General features: G+C 60.4%; 13 protein-coding genes. 4 read left to right on the forward strand and 9 right to left on the reverse strand.

The genetic code is table 11. The features are described 5' to 3' along the window. The first annotated feature begins 23 nt into the window (after positions 1-23). Entirely contained in the window at positions 24-995 is a 972-nt protein-coding gene (locus tag L904_RS24085) for a LysR substrate-binding domain-containing protein (protein WP_020813139.1), read from the forward strand. Between the two features lie 16 nt (positions 996-1,011). On the opposite strand, the gene L904_RS24090 is transcribed toward L904_RS24085, so the two are convergent. From L904_RS24090 to L904_RS24125, 8 genes are all read right to left on the reverse strand, one after another. Further along, positions 1,012-2,364 (reverse strand): LLM class flavin-dependent oxidoreductase, encoded by a 1,353-nt coding sequence (locus L904_RS24090; protein ID WP_020813138.1) that lies wholly within the window; start codon positions 2,362-2,364, stop codon positions 1,012-1,014. A gap of 45 nt (positions 2,365-2,409) precedes the next feature. After that, positions 2,410-4,005 carry an ABC transporter substrate-binding protein gene (locus tag L904_RS24095; RefSeq protein WP_020813137.1) on the reverse strand — a complete coding sequence of 532 codons (1,596 nt, stop codon included), beginning with the start codon at positions 4,003-4,005 and terminating at the stop codon, positions 2,410-2,412. A gap of 39 nt (positions 4,006-4,044) precedes the next feature. Continuing rightward, positions 4,045-4,395, reverse strand: a complete 351-nt coding sequence (locus tag L904_RS24100) for a DUF3088 domain-containing protein (RefSeq protein ID WP_031234500.1) — start codon at positions 4,393-4,395, stop codon at positions 4,045-4,047. Between the two features lie 430 nt (positions 4,396-4,825). Continuing rightward, positions 4,826-6,415, reverse strand: a complete 1,590-nt coding sequence (locus L904_RS24105; RefSeq protein WP_020813135.1) for an ABC transporter substrate-binding protein — start codon at positions 6,413-6,415, stop codon at positions 4,826-4,828. Between the two features lie 34 nt (positions 6,416-6,449). Next, positions 6,450-7,649, reverse strand: coding sequence for a M20 aminoacylase family protein (locus tag L904_RS24110; protein ID WP_020813134.1), 1,200 nt, complete (start codon positions 7,647-7,649; stop codon positions 6,450-6,452). 90 nt (positions 7,650-7,739) lie between these two features. Continuing rightward, positions 7,740-8,924, reverse strand: coding sequence for an LLM class flavin-dependent oxidoreductase (locus L904_RS24115; protein ID WP_020813133.1), 1,185 nt, complete (start codon positions 8,922-8,924; stop codon positions 7,740-7,742). Then, positions 8,915-9,805 (reverse strand): NmrA family NAD(P)-binding protein, encoded by an 891-nt coding sequence (locus tag L904_RS24120; RefSeq protein WP_020813132.1) that lies wholly within the window; start codon positions 9,803-9,805, stop codon positions 8,915-8,917. The genes L904_RS24115 and L904_RS24120 overlap by 10 nt, the downstream gene beginning before the upstream one ends. A 7-nt stretch (positions 9,806-9,812) precedes the next feature. Continuing rightward, complete coding sequence (locus tag L904_RS24125; RefSeq protein WP_020813131.1) at positions 9,813-10,880, reverse strand: ABC transporter substrate-binding protein; 1,068 nt, start codon at positions 10,878-10,880, stop codon at positions 9,813-9,815. 359 nt (positions 10,881-11,239) lie between these two features. Between L904_RS24125 and L904_RS24135 the strand changes: the two genes are divergently transcribed. Then, positions 11,240-12,547 (forward strand): NtaA/DmoA family FMN-dependent monooxygenase, encoded by a 1,308-nt coding sequence (locus L904_RS24135; RefSeq protein ID WP_020813130.1) that lies wholly within the window; start codon positions 11,240-11,242, stop codon positions 12,545-12,547. 75 nt (positions 12,548-12,622) lie between these two features. Here L904_RS24135 and L904_RS24140 read toward each other — a convergent pair whose 3' ends face one another. After that, positions 12,623-13,651: an LLM class flavin-dependent oxidoreductase gene (locus L904_RS24140; RefSeq protein ID WP_020813129.1), complete on the reverse strand. Its 1,029-nt coding sequence runs from the start codon at positions 13,649-13,651 to the stop codon at positions 12,623-12,625. Between the two features lie 438 nt (positions 13,652-14,089). Between L904_RS24140 and L904_RS24145 the strand changes: the two genes are divergently transcribed. Together L904_RS24145 and L904_RS24150 are read left to right on the forward strand one after the other, a co-directional pair. Then, positions 14,090-15,238: a mandelate racemase family protein gene (locus tag L904_RS24145; RefSeq protein WP_020813128.1), complete on the forward strand. Its 1,149-nt coding sequence runs from the start codon at positions 14,090-14,092 to the stop codon at positions 15,236-15,238. Positions 15,239-15,244: 6 nt separating this feature from the next. Beyond that, on the forward strand, positions 15,245-15,874 hold the full coding sequence (locus L904_RS24150; protein ID WP_020813127.1) for an SGNH/GDSL hydrolase family protein: 630 nt from the start codon (positions 15,245-15,247) through the stop codon (positions 15,872-15,874). Positions 15,875-15,903 lie beyond the last annotated feature (29 nt).

The raw sequence follows: 15,903 nt of genomic DNA on the forward strand, positions 1-15,903 counted from the left end.
TGCGCGGCAAAGGAGGAACAGCAATGAGAACGGAGTTTATCGCTCCCGCCGGGAGCCGGGCGGCTTTTCGCCTGCCGACACTTTCCCGGCTACCACCGCTGACCGCCTTGCGCGCCTTTGTCGTCGCCGCCCGCCATGCGAGCTTTTCGCGGGCGGCGGAGGAGCTGCATGTCTCCACCGCCGCCATCGGTCAGCAGGTGCGAATTCTCGAAACCCACCTCGGCCAGCCGCTATTCAGCCGCCAGCGCGGTGAATTGCTGCTGACAGATGCCGGCAGCGCGCTTTATCCCGGCCTTGCCGATGCTTTCGAGACCATGATCGGCAGTCTTTCCGACCTGATGGTTTCGAACGCCCGGCCGCAGCTGAAAGTTCTGGCCGAAGGCTGTTTTGCCGCCCGCTGGCTGGCGCCGCGGCTGGGCAGTATCGTTCCGGCGCTCGGAGACGTGGAGCTTTCCATCGAATCCCTTGAAAGCGAAACCATCGACCTCACCCATTTCGATGCCGATTGCGCCATCGTCGCCACCCATGCGCAGATTCCGGGTTTCATTCATGAGCCGCTTTTCGCCGATACCGTCAGCGCCGTCTGCACCCCGAAATTCGCTACTCGCCACGGGCTTACAGACGAACCGGATCGCTTGCGGGATCTCGGTTTTGCGATGTTGCGCGGCAATGGCCTGGACCCGGCCTTCGAATGGGCGAACTGGCTTCGCGCCTGCCGCATTCCGCTCAGGCTCTCTGTGACCGGCCCGCGTTTTTCACGCCAGACGGCGCTGATAGAGGCAATCTCATCCGGCCACGGCATCGGCCTCGTGCGCCATTCGCTGATTTCGGAAGAGCTGAAAAACGGCCGGCTGATCGCTCCCTTTGGCGCACCGCAACCGACCGCCAGCCGTTATCACCTGCTGACCAGTCCTGACAGGCGGCGGCTGCCGGAGGTCGCATCTCTACTCGCCCTGTTGCGCGAGGATATGCGCTCTCTCGAGGCCGCCGCCTGAACACGCCCGTCCCACCTCAGGCGCGTTCCCTTTGCAACTCTCTGGCCGCGTAGATATTTTCCGGCCGTGGCAGGCCATAATGGTCTCGCAGCGTGTCGCCCTCGTAATCCTCGCGGAACAGCCCACGCTGTTTGAGGATCGGCACAACCCCGTCGACGAAGTTATCGAACCCGCCGTTCAGCCATGGCGGCATGATATTGAAGCCATCGGCCGCACCCTCACGGAACCAGGTCTCTATCCAGTCCGCCACCTGCTCCGGCGTTCCGGAAATCACCTTGTGGCCACGTCCGCCAGCAAGCCGGTGCAGCAATTGCCGGATCGTCGGATTTTCCCTGTCGATGACATCGAGAACCAGCTGATGGCGGCTGCTATCCGCTTGAGCCCGCGTCGCCTCCACGGCTTCGTGCGGCAGCGGCTGGTCGAGATCGGCCGATGAGAGATCGATGCCGGTGATGCGCTGCAATTGCCCGAGCGAAAAGGCCGGCTGGATGAGATCGTTGAAGGAGGCCTCGAGTTTGCGCGCCTCCTCTTCGGTTGACGCGATGAACGGGCTGATGCCCGGCAGGATTTTCACATGGGCGGGATTGCGCCCCGTGGCCGCGACGCGCCGCTTGATGTCCGAATAAAAAGACCGCGCACTCTCCAGAGTCTGATGCGCGGTAAAGATTGCCTCGGCATAATGGGCGGCGAAACCGCGCCCTTCCTCCGAGGAGCCGGCCTGCACATAGACCGGCCGGCCCTGCGGTGAACGCGGCACGTTCAGCGCGCCCCGCACCCGATAAAATTCGCCATCGTGATTGGCCGGATGGATGCGGTCGGTATCGGCGAAAAGGCCGCTTTCCTTATCCGCAACAATGGCGTCATCTTCCCAGCTGTCCCAGAGCTTCGTCACCACATCGACGAACTCGATGGCCTGACGGTAACGATCGGCATGCGGCGGATGCTTCTGGAGATTGAAGTTGCCGGCAGCCGCATCCGCCGAAGTCGTGACGATGTTCCAGCCCACCCGGCCGCCGCTGATATGATCGACCGACGCGAACAGCCGCGCGAGATTATACGGCTCGTAATAGGTGGTGGAGGCCGTGGCGATGAAGCCGATCTTTTCCGTGACGGCGGCGAGGGCCGCCAGCATGGTGATCGGCTCCAGCCGGTGGCGGGCGGCGTAGCGGATATTGGCGTCCAGCACCGGCGCATCGGCAAAAAAGATGGCATCGAGCTTCGCCGCCTCGGCCTTGCGGGCGATATCCTGATAGAGCTTTATATCGGTGACGCGATGCGGCTCGGAGTCCGGATGCCGCCAAGCCGCCTCGTGATGTCCGCCCGGATAGATGAAGGCATTGAGAACCAGCTTCTCGGATTTTCTGCTCATGGAAATGACCTCTTATTCGCTCTGAACCGAAGGGTTGGGAGGCTCTCACGCCTCCTTCGTCACCCAGGCTTTGGCGAGATTGCCGCTGAGCCCCTCCGCCCCGGTCGCATAATCCTTGATGCGCACGCTGCCGACGACCGGCTGGATGGGAGAAACAAGATTAATGACGGGAAGATCTTTTGCGATAACGGCCTGAAATTCCTTGAAGAAGGCAGCGCGTTTTTCGATATCCGGCTCCACCGCCGCTGCTTCCAGTAGCCGGTCCACTTCAGGATTGGCGTAGTGGCTTGCATTGGAAAATGGCAGGCCGATCTTGAAATTCTTGCTCCAGTAGACGCGCTGCACGCCCGCTGTCGGATCGAAGGTGTTGGAGAGGGATTCCACCGAAAGATCCCAGGCGCGGTCGGTATAGACCACCTTCACATAGGTGCCGAAATCGAACTTCTGGATATCCGCCTCAATGCCGATCTTCGACAGCGCCTGCGCAATGAAATCCGAATAGGTCTGCGGGTTGAAGGGATTGGTGGTAACCCGAAGCTTGAAGCGCTTGCCGCCATCCTTGCGCGGGAAACCGGCCTCATCCAGCAGCTTTTCAGCCTGTGCGACATCGAACTTGGCAAACCCGATATCGGGATTGTGGAACTTCGCAAGGCCGGGGCTGATCGGCGTCGGCGATGGCACGGCGTAGCCATAAAGCACGGTATCGATGAGCGCCGGAACATCGATGGCATGGGCGATGGCCTGCCTGACCTTCAATTCCTTGAGATATTCATTCTCAAGGTTGATCACCAGCTGGTTCTGCTGGCCGGCATAGGCATAGATGCGGTCATCCACCTTCAATGTGGGAATGGATTTCAGCCGCTCCAGATCGGCAAGTGCCACCGGGTTGGGGCCGATGTCCCCTTCCCCGGTTTCCAGCGCCGCCGCGCGGGCGCCCGCATCGTTGATGAGGCGGATGATGACGCGGTCGAGATAGGGGCGCGGCGCATCCCAGTAGTCCGCATTCTTCTCCAGAAGAATATGACTGCCCGGCACCCATTCCTTGAGCACAAAGGGGCCGCTGCCGATGATCTGGGCGGATTTTGGATTATCGGTCGGCTTGAAGGTCTCGAAGATGTGCTTCGGCACGATGGGCGATTCCGACGAGGCGAGCGCGGTGATCAGGCCCGGCGCCGGCTTGGAAAGCTTCACTCTCGCGACCAGCGGATCGGACGCATCGACACTTTCAACATGCGAGAAAGTAGCGCGACCGCGCGGATGGGCCTCCTTCAGCCGCAGAATGGAAAACTCCACATCTGCTGATGTCACCGGTTTGCCATCGTGAAACTTCGCCTTCGGCTGCAGGTGGAAGACATATTCCAGCCCATCGGCCGAAACGCTCCATTCCCTGGCGAGGCTCGGCTTGGGCGAAAGCTCGTAATCATAGGTCAAAAGCCCATCGTAAATCTTCGAGCCGATAAACTGCGGACCGCCCGCACTGGTGTTGATCGCCACGAGCTGGGTCGGCTCGGGAAAATAAACGATCTTCAGCGTCCCGCCCGAAACCGGCTCTTCGGCAGCGGCAAAGGAACCACCCGGAAGGGCGACGAAAGCGCCAGCGGCGAGTGCAATTTTGTGAAACTGGCGTCTGGAAATGGTCATGTCTGTCTCCGAAAAAATCCGATATGCGGGCGCGGCAACTCAGTGCAGCTGCGGGAACCCGTGGCGCTCGGCGAGGATTTGCAAAATGCGTTTGGTGTCCTGAATGAAATGCGTCTCGCCCTTGGCCGTAGCATCGCTGGGCGCATCTCCCGCGAAGATGAACAGCGGCAGCGACTGGTTTTCCTCACCCACGGCGGCGATGACAGCCTCACGCGGGCGCTGGAAACCGACACGGCGGATATCGATCCCTGCGGCAAGGTCAGGAAAGGCGGCAAGCAGGCCTTCGATCTGGTTACAATGCGGGCAGACGAAGCGGACACCGGGGTGCTTGGGGTCTTCAAAACCGGGGGCGATCAAAAAAAGCGTATCCTTGGCCATGGCATCCATCATGCGAGGGTGAGATTTCCAGCTCACAGTGCCGGTGGCCAGAGTGCGGGTCCAGAAAGCAATTCTTGCTTTGAAACGAAGAATTCCTTTGCGCTAAATTATTGATGAAACTTATTTTTTCGAAATTTTCGCAGATGGCATCGCTGTTTCGCCCGACCTGTTTCATGCGCAAAGTTTTTCCGTGAAACGGGCGTGCGGCGCGAAGGTGCAAAAAAGGATGGAAGGCGGATTTCGGCAATAAAAAACCCGGCAGAATTGCCGGGTTAATGGTGATGATCTCAGACCCCTCCTGCGTCATGGCGGGCTTGACCCGGCATCCAGCCACGGCGCGTCTGCGCCGTGAGAGGAGTCTCTCGCGATCAAGGACTTGATCGCGCTGGACCCCGGATCCAGTCCGGGGTGACGGAGCTTGGATACCCCTTTTGACAAACGCTCACTCGCCTTTCCAGGCCGTCGCCAGATCGCCATAAGCAATGTCGATGGTCGTCACGAGCGATTTCAGGCTGGTATTGCGCAGAATGACGGTCGGCAAAGCAACGATCGAGAAATTCGGCAGATCGTCGCCGGTGATTTTCTGGATGTCGTGGAACTGCTCCGCCCGTTTCGTCTCATCCACTTCAATCGCGGCGGCACGGAAAAGATCATCCACCTTTGGATTATTGTAGTGGGCCGCGTTGACATAGGGCGCGGGTTTCTTGATCCCGTCGGACCAATAGAGGCGCTGCACGCCTGCCGTCGGATCGAACAACCGGCTGATGCCGTTCACCGTCAGGTCAAAACCGCGCTCCGTATAGACCCGCTTGATGAAGGTGGCGAGATCGCCCTCGACAATATCCACCTTCACGCCGAGTTTGCCGAAGGACGAGCGGAGATATTCGGAGGTTTTACGGAAGACGTCGGAAGGTAGAAAGGCCAGCCGCAGCGAAAAACGGGTGCCATCCGCACCCTTCGGATAGCCCGCTTTGTCCAGCAGCTCATTCGCTTTGGCGAGATCGAAGGGATAGGTGAAAGGCTTCTCGTCATTATAGGCGGTGAAGACGGCCGGAATGTTCGAACCGGCGGGTTTCGCCGTCCCGAAGAAAATGGCGTCGTTGATGAAATTGCGATCAATGGCATGTGCCAGCGCGTGCCGGACTTCCTTTTTGGCAAGGATCGGATTTTCGAGATTGAATTCGAACACAGCGGCATTGTTGAGATAGGAGTCGGTATAAACCTCCACCGCAAGCTTTGGATTTTGCCGCAGACGCTCCAGATCGCTATAGGACACATCGGCGGTATAATCCGCCTCGCCGGTTTCCACGGAAATGGTGGTGGAAGCCGAATCCGCGACGAAACGGGCCACGAAACCGTCAAGATAGGGAAGATCGGCCTGCCAGTAGTTCGGGTTCTTCTTCAGCTTCACATAGCTGCCGCGCTTCCATTCCTCGAAGACGAAGGGGCCGGTGCCGACTGGCGCGTTCCCATTCGGGCTTTCATTGTAATTTTCCGAAGCATAGGCATGGGCCGGCAGAATGGGCGTTTCGCCACCGGTCAGCGCCCGCAGGAGATAGGGCGCGGGCTTGGAAAGCACCACCACGGCCGTCAGCGGATCGGGCGTTTCGATATCGGCAACATTGGCGAAGGTGATGCGCCCGCGTGGACCGACCTTCTTGAAGGCCAGCAGGGAAAATTTGACGTCCTGCGATGTGAAATCCTTGCCATCATGCCATTTGACGCCCTTGCGCAGCCTGAAAGTGTGGCGCAGCCCGTCGGCCGATGTTTCCCAGCTTTCGGCCAGAACCGGGTGCGGTTTGAATTCGCTGTCGAACCGCACCAGCCCTTCGAGGATTTTCGTGGAAATGGCGCGGGTGCGCGTATTGGAATCGGAAAGCGGCACCAGCGTCGTCGGCTCGCCAAGGCCTGCAAGGGTGACGATGCCGCCCTTTTTCGGCGTTTCGGCCGCCAGAGCCGGCAGGGAGGGCAACAGCATGGCCCCGGTTAGCGCTGCACTCAAAAGCAATGTCTTACGTCTTGTAATATCCATGGATGTTTCCTCTTGCAGGCTTGTTTTTAAATGTTCACGCAGGTTTCAGCCGGGTTTCCACCAGCCGGGCAAACAGAGTGGCGCCGACGGGCAGAATGGCGTCGTCGACGATGAAACCGGGATTATGGGCGGGCACGGTGCCGGAATGGCCGAGGGTGAAAAACGCGCCGGGCGCGTGTTTCAGGAGATCGGCAAAATCCTCGCTGCCCATGAAGCGGCCGGGCTCGGTGGAAACGCGCTCGTCTCCCAGAACCTCACGCGCCACGCCGGCGACGATCTCCACAGATGCATCGTCATTGGTGAGAACCGAGAATATGTCGCGAATATCCACCTCGGCGGTGAGGCCGTGCGCCGCGGCAATGTGATCGGAAATCGTGCGGATGCGCTCTCTTATGGTTTCGCGCACGCTGTCGGAGAAGGCCCGCACCGTGCCTGCAATCGCTGACGTTTCGGGAATGACGTTATAGGCCGATCCCGCCTCGATGCGGGTGATCGACAGGACGGCAGGATCGGTTGGCGACACATTGCGGCTGACGATGGTTTGCAGTGCCTGAATGAGTTCACCCGTCGCCGGCACCGGGTCACGCGAAACATCGGGGTGAGCGGCGTGTGCCCCCCTGCCCTTGAGGCGGATATCGAAGAAATCCGCACCCGCCAGAATGGTGCCGGGCGAAACCTTGAGATGATTGGGCGCGGCATGGGAGGAATTGTGCAGCCCGTAAATCTCATCGACGGGGAAGTCCTTGAACAGCCCGTCGGCGATCATGGCGCGCGCCCCGCCGAGACCTTCCTCGGCCGGCTGGAAAATGAACACCACCGTGCCGGCGAAATCGCGGGTTTCCGCCAGATAACGGGCGGTGCCGAGCAGGATGGTGGTGTGCACATCATGCCCACAGCCATGAAACTTGCCGGGATAGACCGACGCGTAGGGCAGCCCGGTCTCCTCCGGCATCGGCAGGGCATCCATATCCGCCCGCAGCCCAATGGAGCGGTTGCCCGCATGGCTACCACGCAGCACGCCGACCACACCGGTCTTGCCATAACCGCGATGCACCTCGATGCCCCAGGAGGCGAGCTTTTCGGCAACAATGCCGGAGGTGCGGACCTCCTCGAAACCGATTTCCGGATGCTGGTGCAGATCGTGGCGGATGGAGACGAGTTCGGGAACATAGGTCCCGATCCGGTCCAGGATTTTAGGTGCAGGCGTTTTGACGGGATCGACGGCGATATTCACGGTATCTCCTCAGGGCAAAAAATATCGTTTCCGCAATCAGGCGATTGCGAAGTGTGGGTTTCGTGGCTGGAAAATGCAGCGGGAGAGGCGTCAGAGCCTCAGGCCCGCCTCCTTCATCAGGGGCAGAATGCGCTCGGCGAAATAGTCGAGGTCCTCGCGGAAATCGTAGAAATTCAGCTGAACCCCATCGATCCCTGCCTTTTTCAGACCGACAAGCTGCTCGACCACCTGCTCCGGCGAACCGATGATTTCGATATTGCCGCCAAGATTGCGCCCCTGCTTATGGCGCGCATCGCCGCGGCCGCGCCAGGCATGGGCGTCGCTGTCGTAATTATTGGTGGCGAAGGCTCGGGTGCCGGGCTGCGGTTTTCCAGCCTCAATGGCATCCGCATAGGCGATCGCCTCCTTCTCCGTATCGCGGCTAACGATGATCGGGTTGATGATCGTCTTTACCTGCCGGCCATAAGCCTTTGCGCGGTTCTTGATAGTCGCAACATGATCGGGAAGCGTTTCCAGCGCGCTGTCTATATGCGCACCGCCGGGCGAAGTGACGAAAACCAGATCGGAATGACGGGCGGCGAAATCGATGCCGGCGGGCGAACCTGTCGCGGTCACCAGCGGCGGGCGTCCGAAAGCGGGCTTCGGCGTGATCCAGCCATTGTTGATCGCCCAGGGATTGAGTTTTCCCTCATAGGAAAAGTTCTCAGTCTCCCCCCACAGGCGATGCAGCACATCGAACAATTCGCCGGCCATATCGTAACGCTTGTCGTGGTCGATACGCTGCCAGCCGAACATTTCATGCTCGATGGCGCGGTGGCCGGTGACGATATTGATGCCCCAGCGCCCCTTGGCGATATGATCCAGCGTCGCGCCATATTTGGCGAGATGCAGCGGATGCAGAGGCCCATAAAGCACATGGATGGTGGAGATCAGCAGAATGTTCTTCGTGACTGCCGCCATGGCGCCAAGCGCGATGAAGCTGTCGAGCGAGGATTCGCCGTCATAACCGCCCCTGGGCAGCCATTGCGTGCGGCTGAAGGCGATTTCGAAACCAAACTCTTCCGCGCGCTTCACCAGTTCGACATTATAATCGAAGGTCCAGCTGTTGCTGGTCGGCAGACTGGAGAAATTGATGTCCTGCAGATTGAGGAACAGGCCCAGCATCAGCGGCTGCTTCACCGCCCGGCTGAGCGGGCTGTCTTCGAAATCGGCCGGGCTTTTCAGGTCGAGACCTTTCAGCTCGGAACCTTCAGGCAGCGGAACAGTCAACGCCATGTCTTTTCTCCCTCGGAATGATCCTGCGGGGTGGTTGCCAGCCGCACACGCAGATAGTCCTCCACGCTGCGGGGCAACCGGCCGGTAATCTGCTGGACGGTATTGTTGACGGACGCCGCAAGACCTTTGCGGATGAGTTGGCCAAACTCGCCGATCGCCTTCTGTTCAAACGCACCGATATGCGGCGGAAAGGCCGGGGCGGTATTGTCCGAAATTCCCACGGGCCGATGCTGGATGCGCGCCGCGATACGAGCAATTTCCAGCGCCGACAGGGCTTCACCACCGGTCAGCACCAGGGTGCCGGAAACAGGTGCGCTTGTGGTGAGCGCATGAACCGCGACATCGGCAATATCGTCCGCATCGATGAAGGAGACAGCCGCGTCGCCAAAGCGGGCGGGCACATCCTCTCCCTTGCGCAGCGCGGCGACAACGGGTTCCAGCGCAACCTGCATCCACGCATTCGGCCGCAGCACGGTATGCGCGATACCGCTTGCGGCCAGATGCCGTTCCACCTCAGCATGCGCCGCCCCCGAAATGGAATATCCGGCATTCTCAATGGTCCAGTCGGAGCCGGAGATTTTCACGATCCGCGACGCACCGGCTGAGAGGGCGGCATCGATGACCGCATTCTGGTCCGCCGCCAGCGTTTCACCGATGGGGGAAAGCAGAAAGACGGTCTCGATACCGCGCGAGGCCTCCTTCAGGCTGGCCGGGTCGGAGAAATTTCCCTCCGCAATCTCAACCCTGTTGCCCCAGAGCTTGAGCGCATCCTCGCTCCTGCGGGTCAGCACCCGAACCTTCGCCTCTCTCTGCAAAAGACGGCTGACGACACGTTTGCCGAGCTTGCCGGTTGCGCCCGTTACAAGAATGGTGGCTGTCATGACGCCCTCACTTTCCCGCACTGCGTTGCGCAGCATCTTGCTGTAGAGAAAGGGCGCGTGGATCGGCCCAGTCCTGCGCATCGAAATCCGCCGGAATGAATTTCCATTCCAGCAGGAAATCCTTGAAGTGGCTCAGTGCATCCAGCTCGGCCGGATCGAGATCAAGCCTCAGATTGCGGTATACATCCGGACCATTCGCAGCCAGAACCGCCTCCTCGCTGACGCCGATCTCACGGGCGATGAAACGCACGGCTTCCGCCGGATTGTCATTTGCCCATTGGGCAACCCGCTGTACGGTGGCGACGAGTTCCGCCACCAGATCGGGCCGCTCATCGGCGAAGGTGGCGTCCACCGTCAAGGGGCGCGGCGTGCCGTTGTTGATGCGGATTTTCGGATCGGGGTGGAAACCTGTCGACACCACGACCTGCGCACCGATCAGATTGGTGACGGTGACGCCTTCCGCGCCCTTGACGAAAAACGCATCGATCTGGCCCCGATGCAGCGCTGCAATCTCCTCGCCATAAGGAAACCGCCGGCGCAGACCATGGAACCTGTCGTCAGAAGGATCGAGCAACACCGGCTCTTTCGCCGTGAGATCGACAAGCTCGACATCCGCGACGGCGAGGCCCGAGACCGTCAGCGCCGACACGATGCCCTTCAGCGATGTCGCACGCTGGAAATCGATGGTTTCATTCGGTCGTTTAGGCAGGCCGATGCGCCGCCCCTTCAAGTCGCTGCCCCTGCTTATTCCACTGGCTGGCAAGGCGATGATGGCCTGAAACTCGTCGGTCCTCGTCAGCCCCACCAGCCGTGTTTTCCGGCCGCCTGATTTCGCCCAGATCGGCGGGATATTGCCGCCCTGACGGAAGGACCAGTCCAGACGATGATCGAAATGGCTCTGGCGAATGGCCGGATCGGCCGCATCGCGAATGGAGGAAACAGAGATACCGTGGGCGCCGAAACTGTCCTCGATCCAGCCCAGTTGCGCCGCGATGGAAAGCGGCGTGGGCGCCGGGCAGCGTGTGTACCACACGGTTACGGGTTGGGTTATCTGGCGAAGGGCGGCATCAGCCATGGCGTTCGTCCTCGAAATTGCGATCTGAACGGCACGCTACACGCCATAAAATATTTTCTATAGATAAAGTGTACTATTTCAGGCGCGATTGGGGAAATTCGTTTCCATCTTGTGAGTGCTTCGCCAAGACGACGGAATACCCTTTCGAGAATGGCAAGATTTCGGGTCGCATCCCCCACCCCGCCTCACCCGTTATCTCCCTTTCAACCACAGCTTGGGTGCTGCTGCGGATGAAAGTTTTTCTTCTCCGAGCAGCAAGGATTTTTAACTCGCGACCGGACCTCCGGCTGTTACGCTTCCCGCAATTGCGCCGGTCATACAGGCCGGCAATCCAACAGACCTGAAAGAAACGTGGCAGCATGAGCAAGACCAAACGCCGGCTCAATCTCAATGTCGGCATCAACACCACCGGATACCTCGCCAATGCCTGGAGATACCGGAGCGGAGACCGGCACGACATTAACGATATCGGCTATTATCGGCGGCTGACGGAGCTGGCCCATAAGGGCCGGTTCGACGCCGTTTTCCTCTCCGACCACCCGGCGCTGCTGACCGACCCGGCAAGCCGCCCGTTTCACACCATCGATCCACTTATTCTCTCGACATCGCTTGCCGCACAGGTGCCGGATATCGGCTTTGTGGCAACGATATCCTCCACCTATAATTCGCCCTATAATTTCGCCAGACGAACCCAATCCATCGATCTCGTTACCGGCGGACGACTGATCGTCAATATCGTTTCTTCCTTCAATCCCAATGTCGCCGCCAATTTCGGCAACGATCCGCTGCCGCCGCGCAGCGAGAGATATGCCAAGGCCACCGAATTTCTCGATGTGGCGAAAAAACTCTGGTCGAGCTGGGATCCGCGCCGCGAAGGCGAAGTGCCGGAAGAGCGCTTCTGGGATGCGGCGACGGCCGAGACCATCGATCACGAGGGGCAATATTTCCATGTGAAAGGCCCGCTCAACGTTCCGCGTGGGCCGCAGGGACATCCCGTCATCGCACAGGCCGGCGCCTCCGAAGGAGGCATCGATCTGGCGGCACGCCATGGCGAGATCATCTATTGCAACATCCTGTCCCGCCCGGCGGGCCAGGCCTTCGGCAAGAAGGTCCGTGACCGCGCCGTCTCCCTCGGTCGCGATCCCTCCGGCATCCGCATCGTTCCCGGCCTTGTCGTCATTCTCGGCGAGACCCGGGAAGAAGCGTTGCGCAAACACGAACTGTATAGCGGAACGGGCTCCGAAGACGGTCTGCTGGCGCGCTTCGCCAAGGAAAACGGCATCGATCCCCGCGATTTCAATCCCGATGTGAAACTCGATGCGGAACGTTTCATCCCGGACCAGAACCGGCAATGGGCGGTGGGCATGGGGCTTGGCCTTTCTGACCTGTTGAGCCATGAAAAACTCACCGCCCGCGAGGCCGTGCGCCGCTCGGAGGGACACCATCGGCTGCTGCTCGGCACGCCGGAAGAGGTGGCGGATGGCATTATCGACCTCTGGCAGGACGGCACGGTGGACGGCTATACCCTGCAGCCGCCGCGCGCGCCGGACGACATTGCTGAATTTGTCGAAAAGGTCGTGCCGGTGCTGCAGGATCGGGGAGTTTACCCGCGCGAATATGAAGGTTCGACGATCCGCGACCGCTATGGCCTGCCTTATCCAGATTGAACGGCAGATATGGCACTGTTGAAGGTGTCCTCCCGCTAGTCCCGCTGGAGGCGGGAATAGCGGGAGCGGAACATATTATTGGCCCGTCGCCACTTTCAAAACCGGCCGCCCGCCGGAAAGCTGCGGCAGGACGGAGGCGAAATCCGTGACGATCTGGCGATAATCTTCCGGCTGGAATTCATAGGGTAGTTCGAGGCGGAATTCCGAGACGTGCGGCAGAACGGGATCGCGCGACAGTTTCTCCAGAATCTCGTTGGTCGTCCCGACGATATCGGGCAGGAAAAGCGTGCGGCGCGCGCCATGCGGCGTGGTCGTGCGCCTGTCACGCTCGGCGGCGAATTCCTGATAACGGCGGCGGGTCGCGGGGCTCGCGCTATCGGTCGGCAGGATCACGCGGCCAAGAGCGACGCGCGGCTGGCGCTCAAGCGCCCATTCCTGCCGGAGGCGGCTGACCAGCGCCGCCTGCGCGGTCAAAAAATCATCGGTATTTTCGCCGCTGACGATATTGCCCGTCAGAAGATTGAACCCTGCCTTGCCAGCCCAGCGCGCGGAATTCTGCGATCCGCCGCCGTACCATAACCGATCCGTCAGCCCCTCGGCGACTGGACGCAGGCGCGGCACCTGCGCGCCCGCCGCATTGCCCGCTTCCGTCTCGCTGGACAGCGGTTCCGATCTCAAGGCCCTCGCCAGCTTTTCGGCGCGGGCGTGGCTGTAATCCGCATCGTGAACCGTATCGACATAATCCGAAACAAGATGGGCGAAGGGCGGCGCGCCCACCGAAACCCCGACATTCAGCCGCCCGCGCGACAGGACATCCACGGTGGCCAAATCCTCAGCCAGCCTGAAGGGATTTTCATAACCAAGCTGAATGACGGCGGTGCCGAGGCCGATCCGTTTCGTGCGCTGCGATGCCGCCGCGAGGAAAGTTGCCGCCGATGACACGCCCCGTTCCAGATGGCGCTGGCGAACCCAGGCACTGTGATAACCCAGCGCCTCTCCGGCTTCGAAAAGCTGCAGAGTTTCTTCCAGCCCCTCGGCAGGATCATCATCGTGATAATTGCCGGGAACCAGAAAGGCGAAGTGGGAGATATGGGAAAGGGGCATGGCTGTAAGGTCCGGAAATGAGTGTTGAAGCTCAGCAGCGCAGATGCAGCCATCCCCGTTCCGGACAGCCGTTCAATGCGGCGCATACCCACGCAGAATGCATGATGACAGGCACGGCTGGCACGGCATGTTCGTTTATAGTCCCGGCCTTTGTTGAAAGATCATTGCGCGATTCAATAATCTACTAAAATTATGGATTAACACCCCTCCTTTGGAATAGGCCGCGCTCACGCCTCCCGTCGGACCTTCTTCTCCGAAAGGCAAGATATCCCTCAGTCGCCCTCTCACATTGAAGAGCTGTGCAACACGGTGCGCAAATGGTCTTGATTTTCCGCACCAACATGTAATACAGATTATCATACATGTTGACAAATAACGCATACATGTATGACATTGCAGCAATCACAAACGCTGCCATACCTGCATTAGGGAGGAATTATGATCATCACCGACGTCGAGGTCCGTGTTTTCCGCACGACGACCCGTCGGCACTCGGACAGTGCCGGTCACGCGCATCCGGGTCCGGCGCATCAGGTGGAACAGGCCATGCTGACCATCCGCACCGAAGACGGTCAGGAAGGCCATTCCTTCACCGCGCCGGAGATCGTTCGCCCGCATGTCATCGAAAAATTCGTCAAGAAAGTTCTGATCGGTGAGGATCATCGCGACCGCGAACGGCTATGGCAGGACCTTGCCCATTGGCAGCGCGGATCGGCCGCGCAGCTGACCGACCGCACGCTGGCGGTGGTGGACTGCGCCCTGTGGGACCTTGCCGGGCGCTCGCTCAACCAACCTGTATACAAGTTGATCGGTGGTTATCGTGACAAAGTGCTGGCCTATGGCTCCATCATGTGCGGCGACGAGCTAGAGGGCGGGCTGGCGACGCCGGAAGACTACGGCCGCTTTGCCGAAACGCTGGTGAAGCGCGGCTATAAGGGCATCAAGCTGCACACCTGGATGCCGCCCGTCAGCTGGGCGCCGGATGTGAAGATGGACCTCAAGGCCTGCGCGGCCGTGCGCGAGGCGGTCGGCCCCGATATTCGCCTGATGATCGACGCCTTCCACTGGTACTCCCGCACCGATGCGCTGGCGCTGGGCCGTGGCCTTGAAAAACTCGGTTTCGACTGGATTGAGGAGCCGATGGATGAGCAGTCGCTGTCTTCCTACAGATGGCTTTCCGACAATCTCGATATTCCGGTCGTCGGCCCGGAAAGCGCTGCCGGCAAGCATTGGCATCGCGCCGAATGGATCAAGGCCGGCGCCTGTGATATTCTGCGCACCGGCGTCAACGATGTCGGTGGCATCACCCCGGCGCTGAAGACCATGCATCTGGCCGAAGCCTTCGGCATGGAATGCGAAGTGCATGGCAATACGGCCATGAACCTGCATGTTGTCGCCGCCACCAAGAATTGCCGCTGGTATGAGCGCGGCCTGTTGCACCCCTTCCTCGAATATGATGACGGCCACGATTATCTGAAGTCGCTGTCCGACCCGATGGACCGCGACGGCTTCGTCCATGTCCCTGATCGGCCCGGCCTTGGCGAGGACATCGATTTTACCTTCATCGACAACAACCGGGTGAGGTAACGGGCGATGAAAACGGTGCTCGCCTTCGGAGACAGCCTCACCTGGGGCGCGGACCCCGCCACGGGTCTGCGACACCCCGCCGAACACCGCTGGCCGGAGGTGCTGGAGGCCGCGCTTGCCGGGAAGGCTAAGGTTCACCCCGAGGGGCTTGGCGGGCGCACCACCTGTTACGACGACCACGCCGGCCCGGCCTGCCGCAATGGCGCGCGGGCGCTTGAAGTCGCGCTGTCCTGCCACATGCCGCTCGATCTCGTCATCATCATGCTCGGCACCAACGACATCAAGCCGGTGCATGGCGGGCGGGCGGAAGCGGCGGTTTCCGGCATGCGGCGGCTGGCGCAGATCGTCGAGACCTTCATTTACAAACCGCGCGAGGCCGTGCCGAAACTGCTGATCGTCGCCCCGCCGCCCTGCGTCGCAGGCCCGGGCGGCGAACCTGCCGGCGGGCGGGATGTAGGGCAATCGCTCAGGCTTGCGCCGCTTTATCGCAAGCTCGCCGCCGAACTCGGACATGCCTTTTTCGATGCCGGATCGGTGGCCAGCGCCTCACCGGTGGATGGCGTGCATCTGGATGCGCCGGCAACGGCGGCAATCGGCCGGGCGCTCGCAGCTCCGGTCAGAGAGATTCTTGGCTGATCCTGCAACACCCGAGGAGGAACCGGGCG

The sequence above is a fragment of the Agrobacterium sp. LY4 genome (assembly GCF_001526585.1).
In the GTDB taxonomy this organism is placed as follows: domain Bacteria; phylum Pseudomonadota; class Alphaproteobacteria; order Rhizobiales; family Rhizobiaceae; genus Agrobacterium; species Agrobacterium leguminum.